Source organism: Magnetococcales bacterium, assembly GCA_015231175.1.
GTDB lineage: Bacteria > Pseudomonadota > Magnetococcia > Magnetococcales > DC0425bin3 > HA3dbin3.
The window spans coordinates 1-5,496 of the sequence record JADGBZ010000128.1 but is presented as its reverse complement, the minus strand read 5'-3'; the positions used below and the strand labels follow the sequence as shown (position 1 = coordinate 5,496).

The 5,496-nt window shown below is 52.8% G+C and carries 4 protein-coding genes; 2 read left to right on the top strand and 2 right to left on the bottom strand.

Annotation, left to right across the window (positions count from 1 at the left end):
* The first annotated feature begins 262 nt into the window (after positions 1 to 262).
* A complete protein-coding gene (locus HQL63_15565) occupies positions 263 to 3,595 on the top strand; it encodes a PAS domain S-box protein (protein MBF0178244.1) in 3,333 nt (1,110 codons plus the stop codon).
* Between the two features lie 63 nt (positions 3,596 to 3,658).
* Here HQL63_15565 and HQL63_15560 read toward each other — a convergent pair whose 3' ends face one another.
* Entirely contained in the window at positions 3,659 to 4,009 is a 351-nt protein-coding gene (locus HQL63_15560; protein ID MBF0178243.1) for a hypothetical protein, read from the bottom strand.
* A 188-nt stretch (positions 4,010 to 4,197) separates the two neighbouring features.
* Positions 4,198 to 4,734, bottom strand: a complete 537-nt coding sequence (locus HQL63_15555; GenBank protein ID MBF0178242.1) for a hypothetical protein — start codon at positions 4,732 to 4,734, stop codon at positions 4,198 to 4,200.
* A gap of 117 nt (positions 4,735 to 4,851) precedes the next feature.
* Between HQL63_15555 and HQL63_15550 the strand changes: the two genes are divergently transcribed.
* Positions 4,852 to 5,292 (top strand): DNA-binding protein, encoded by a 441-nt coding sequence (locus HQL63_15550; GenBank protein ID MBF0178241.1) that lies wholly within the window; start codon positions 4,852 to 4,854, stop codon positions 5,290 to 5,292.
* The last annotated feature ends 204 nt before the right edge of the window (positions 5,293 to 5,496 follow it).

The following is a 5,496-nucleotide window of genomic DNA, read 5'->3' as shown; positions in this document are numbered from 1 at the left end:
GAAGAGTGGGTTTTGTTCCCGGCTAGACCAGTTAGGTCAACGTAGGACACCACCCAAAATCTCTGCGAGGTGGTCGCAGCATTTTCTCTCATCCATATCAGTTGGGTAACCGAAGACAATACCATGAGTGTCTCCTCGCATGCCTTCCTTGGGCAATCGCACACCCCCGCGAGGTATGCTTTTGAGTTTCAATGTTCAATGGTTCATACTACCATTTGCAACATGAGCGAAGAAAGCTGCAAAACGGAGAGGGGCACCGGAGATGATTGGCTTGAGACGCATCGACTCCTTTGTGGCTGTTGGGTTCCTCGCTTTGTTTGCCTTGGTGGCGTTTGGCTTGAAGCCAGGAGATCCATTTTCCCTCTACTGGACGGATTTCTCCTGGACCATCGCCTCGGGCGGGGCGGGGGTGCGGGCTTTTTTTGCTGCCCGCTCGACGCAAGGACGATTTCGGACTGGGTGGCTGTTGATCACCAGTGCCTGTTTTTCATGGTTTGCAGGCATGATTGTTTGGGACTGGTACGAGTTGGTCGCCCGGTGGATGACCCCTTTCCCAAACTGGTCTGATCTCGGTTACCTGGCTTTTGCACCGCTGATGGCCATCGGCATGTACCACCGCCGTCCCAATTCATTTGCATTCAACTCATTCAAAATATTACAGTTTAGTAAACTTGGGATTTTGGCCATCAGTATCTTGTTGGTCCATCTGCTCATGTTTGCGCAACCTTTGGCGGAACAATCAACGTCGATTCTCCATAAATGGGCAGCTATTGCCTATCCTGTTTTTTATGTATCAGCATTGCTTTTCAGCATAAGTCTGTCCTGGAGTTGGCAACACCCACTGGAAGATGCAGTCACCATGCTCCTGACCGTTGCCCTGGCCATTCATGCCGTGACCGACAGCCTGTACGCCTATGCGCTGCTGGGACACGGTTATCACGTCGGCAACCATATCGACATACTCTGGCTGTTCGGCTTCGCTGCCATCTTTCTGGCTGCCTCCCACCCCTCTGTTGCCAGGGAAGGAAAATCCGCTGACGACATACCTCGGCAACCGGATGATCATCTCCTGGCCAACGTCGATTTCCTTTTTCCGTTGGTTGGCCTGTTCCTGTTGGGCATTGTCGGTTACATGGTGCCGGGGAATTTTGTCCTTATAAACCAGAATACCCTGTTTGGTTTGTTTTTTGTGTTGGTTGGATTGATTGGTCTCCGGGAGTGGGCCAGCCATCGGTTTGAACGTGACCTTACCCGACAGAGGTTGGATGAACAGACATTGATCCGGAGCAGTATCGACGCCCTCAACGATACTTATTTCCTTTTCGACCCAGCCACGGGAAAAGCCCTGCGTTGGAACCGTAAATTTTGCCAAGTCAGTGGCTATGGTGATGATGAGATCGCTGCCCTCAAAGTACCTGACAGCTACTATGGCCCCGAGGATCTGGAAAAAGCCGCTTGTGCTGCTGGCGAAGTCATGTCGCAGGGGGAGGGGAAAGTCGAACTGTCATTGATCTGCAAGAATGGGCAAACCATTCCCTTCGAATATTCCGTTTCCGTAGTACGGTTTTTCGATAAGTCCCTGATGATTTCTATCGGTCGAGACATGTCGGAACGCAACCAGGCCGAAAGTGGGTTGCGTGCAAGCGAACAGAAATTTCTGCGGCTTTTTCAGGAGGTCTCGGTCGCTCTTTGTTTCGTCAACAAGGATGGCAAACTAGTTCATATCAATCGATGGTTTACCAAGCTTTTCGGTTATTCCTTGCGGGATACTCCCGACCTTGATGCATGGTGGCTACGCGCCTGTCCGGATGCAACCTACCGCAAGTGGGTTATGGAGAGCTGGGAGTTGGCGGTTCGCAGGTCCGTGGAAGAGAATGTGGACATCACCCCGATCGAGTACGAAGTGACCTGCAAAAATGGAGAGGTCAAGACCATTCTGATCGGAGGCGTCACTTTCGGAGAGGAGTTTTTGGCCACGTTTGCGGACATGACCGACCGTATCAGAACAGAGAAGATTCTGCGGAATGAAAGAGATTTTGCCGACAGTCTGATCCATACCGCCCAGACAGTCATTGTGGTCCTGGATGTTGAAGGACGGATCGTGCGCATCAACCCCTTTTTGGAAGAACTATCCGGATATTCTCTGGCTGAGGTTCAGGGCAAAGATTGGTTTACGACTTTTTTGCCGAAACAGGATGCCACAGAGATCCGCACTCTCTTCAAAAGGGCAGTGGCCGACATTCAAACCAGAGGCAACGTGAATCCCATCGTGACCAAGGATGGGCGGCTGCGCGATATCGAATGGTACGACAAGACACTCAAGGATCAATCCGGTCAGGTGATCGGATTGCTAGCCATCGGCTATGATATGACCGAACGCAAACAGTTGGAGGCTGAAAAACAAAAAGCTCTTGAACACGCCCAATCGGCCAACCGAACGAAGAACGAATTCCTGGCCATCATGAGTCATGAAATCCGCACACCGATGAATGCCATGATCGGAATGGCGGACGTGTTGTCGGCAACCAGCATGGATGCAGAGCAGAGCCGTTATCTTGATCTCCTGACTCGCGCTGGCCAAACTCTGGTGGCACTCATCGAAGATATCCTCGACTTGTCCCGAATTGAGGCGGGACAGGTGTTCATCGAGGTCCAACCCTATGATCTTCGGCAAATGGTCCAGGAGGCAATAGAGATCCACGCGCTCAATGCGCAAAAAAAGAACCTTCACCTGGAGACCGTCATCGCGGATGACGTGGATAACATCTGTGAGGGAGATCCCAAGCGTGTGCGGCAGGTTCTGCTCAACCTGATCGGCAATGCGGTAAAGTTCACAGACAGTGGCAAAATCAGGGTTGAGGTCTCCATCCCAAAACCTGAAGTGATCCACTTTTCCGTCTCGGATACCGGTATCGGTATCGCCGAGACCGATAGAGAGATCGTTTTCAAACCCTTCACCCAGGTCGACTCATCCAATACACGGAGTCGCGGCGGGTCAGGTCTTGGTCTGGCCATTTGCCAGCGTCTTGTCCAGGCCATGGGTGGCGCCCTCTGGATGGATAGCGCCAAGGGTCAGGGAAGCGTCTTCCATTTTACCGTTCCCATCATGCAACAAAAAAATGAGGCCCCATCATCCTCCCCACACCCAGCGTCGGAACCGGTGTCGGGACAGGTTGCCGTAACGAAACAACGGAAGGTTGCCTTCGAGGTTGATCCCATTTCCATCCTCCTGGTGGAAGACTCTATCGACAACCAGGTACTGATCCAGGCCTTTCTCAAGGAAAAGCGATTCATTCTGGACGTGGCAAACAATGGATCCGAGGGGGTTCACCACTTCAAGAGGGGGCGCTACGACCTGGTCCTGATGGACATCCAGATGCCCGTCATGGACGGCCACGAAGCAACCCGGGAAATCAGAAAGTGGGAAACCGAAAGCGGTCTTCCCAGAACCCCGATCATCGCACTGACCGCCCATGCCATGAAGGAAGCTCAGGAAAAGAGTTTCGCTGCCGGATGCGACGTCCACGTCACCAAACCAATCAGAAAAAAAAGATTGATGGCTCTTATCGAGCAGACACTCTTCCCGGGGGGGTGAACCCTTTCGGACATCGAATGATTGGGTCGAATGCAAACACCACCCCATTACCACATTTTCCGATTATCTGGCAAAAGCGCCACGCACGATGAGCGGGCGTGGCTGATCCTTGGACGGCAGAGGTATCTTGGTGGTTATAGCGGCGACGACTTTTTCGATCTCTTCGGGAGATACCCTGATCTCCTCAAGCTTTTTATAAACCTCGGGCCAAAACGCGATCTGGCTCCCAAACAAAAAATTCAGGGTGCCGTCCATCTTTTCCTCAACGTCAACCCGACCGAGGCAGGTCATACGCTCCTCGACTTTTCCGTTGGCTATGACCTCTTCAACGAGGTTGGCAAACAACCGGTATTTCTTGTTTGGATAGGACGCATGATGAAATCCATGCGCCGCCGTTGTCCATCTGATATCCATGACAGGATCCCTGGTTAAACTTGATGTTCCCTCTGATATTCAGCTCTCTTTCAAGAAAAAACTGTATATGAAGGCTTTTATCAGGGCTTTGCACCGAACCCCACCAGGGCGCTGCCCTGGACAAAGCCAGGGAGCCAGCCCCCGGACCCCGATTCGTTGGCGGGTGGTGAATAGTTACCGATTGACTTTCATTCGTGGCCAATTGCAGGAGATGGTTTCACCTCGGACCCAGGGTCTATGGGAGAAGAGGTGGGTGTACCATGTTGATCAGGGGCGTCGTTTTTTACGTTGGGAAGCATCTTCCCGGTGTGACCTCCGTCGGCTTCCCGATCAAGCCTGCGTCCCTGATTTACGGGGCCGTGCGGCAGGTCGTTGGGGTTGGTGATGCACTCACCCCGGCGTCGCTCGGCTGCATGACGGCAACTCCCTTCATCATTGTAAATGCACTGGGTTTGCCAACTCTCCACGACGCAATACCGAGCCCCGCCCACGGGAGCGACAATCCCGGCACTGTTGACTACACAGGATCCCCGGGGGCCCGCTGCCTGTCGGCAAGACTCCACATCCTGGTACCAACACCGTTTGCCGGCAAAATCCACCACACAAAAAGGTTCCGCCGTTCCTGTGTCCGGAAGCAACAGCCAGACACCCGCCACCAACAGCCCGATCATCCACCGTGTCGCCATGACTTTTTCATCCAGTTTTCCGTTTTGACATTGACTCATCCCAAAATAATTCCTTTTTCAATCTTTTTCAAAGTCATAAAAACATGTTGCAGATTTCGCAAAGCTTGTGGAAACTCAGGTGAAATTTTTTTGGCCCAACGATAAGGAGGGATTGTCATGATGCTGGAGATGCCATCCGGAAAAACCTTCATAGGCAAACTGGCCCATGGCTGCGACCTTTTGGCGGAGATCACCCGGATTTGCCACGAACAATGTTGGACGGCTGGTTGGCTGGAAGGTCTGGGGGCGGTCAAAAAAGCCCGTGTGGGCTTCTACGATCAGGCTACCCGGGAATACCGTCATCTCGACCTGGATTTTCCTCTCGAAATCACCCATCTGGTGGGCAACATCTCCCTGAAGGAGGGGGTGCCGTTCGTTCATGTCCACATCACCTTCGCCGATAACCAGGGGCGGGCCTTCGGTGGTCATCTTGCGCCAGGGACAATTGTTTTTGCCGGAGAGATCATGATCAGGCCCTTTGCCTCCACGGCGTTGCAACGAAACCTGGATGCGGAAACGGGGCTCTTCCTTTGGCAAGAGGTGGCCAGCTTGGCGTGAAAGCCCGAGGAGTCAGGGTCCAGGAGGCTGGCGACCGAACGCATCGGGGTCCAGCAACTGTCTTGACTGTCAAGCAGTTTCTGCCAGGGGGGATGTCCATGTTTTCATGTTTTGGTAGTGCATCTGTTTGGTTGATCGAGTAGAATCCACGAGGGTGTTCCATTTGCCAAGGAGGGTATGATGGCTATCGTGGATGTTCGGTGT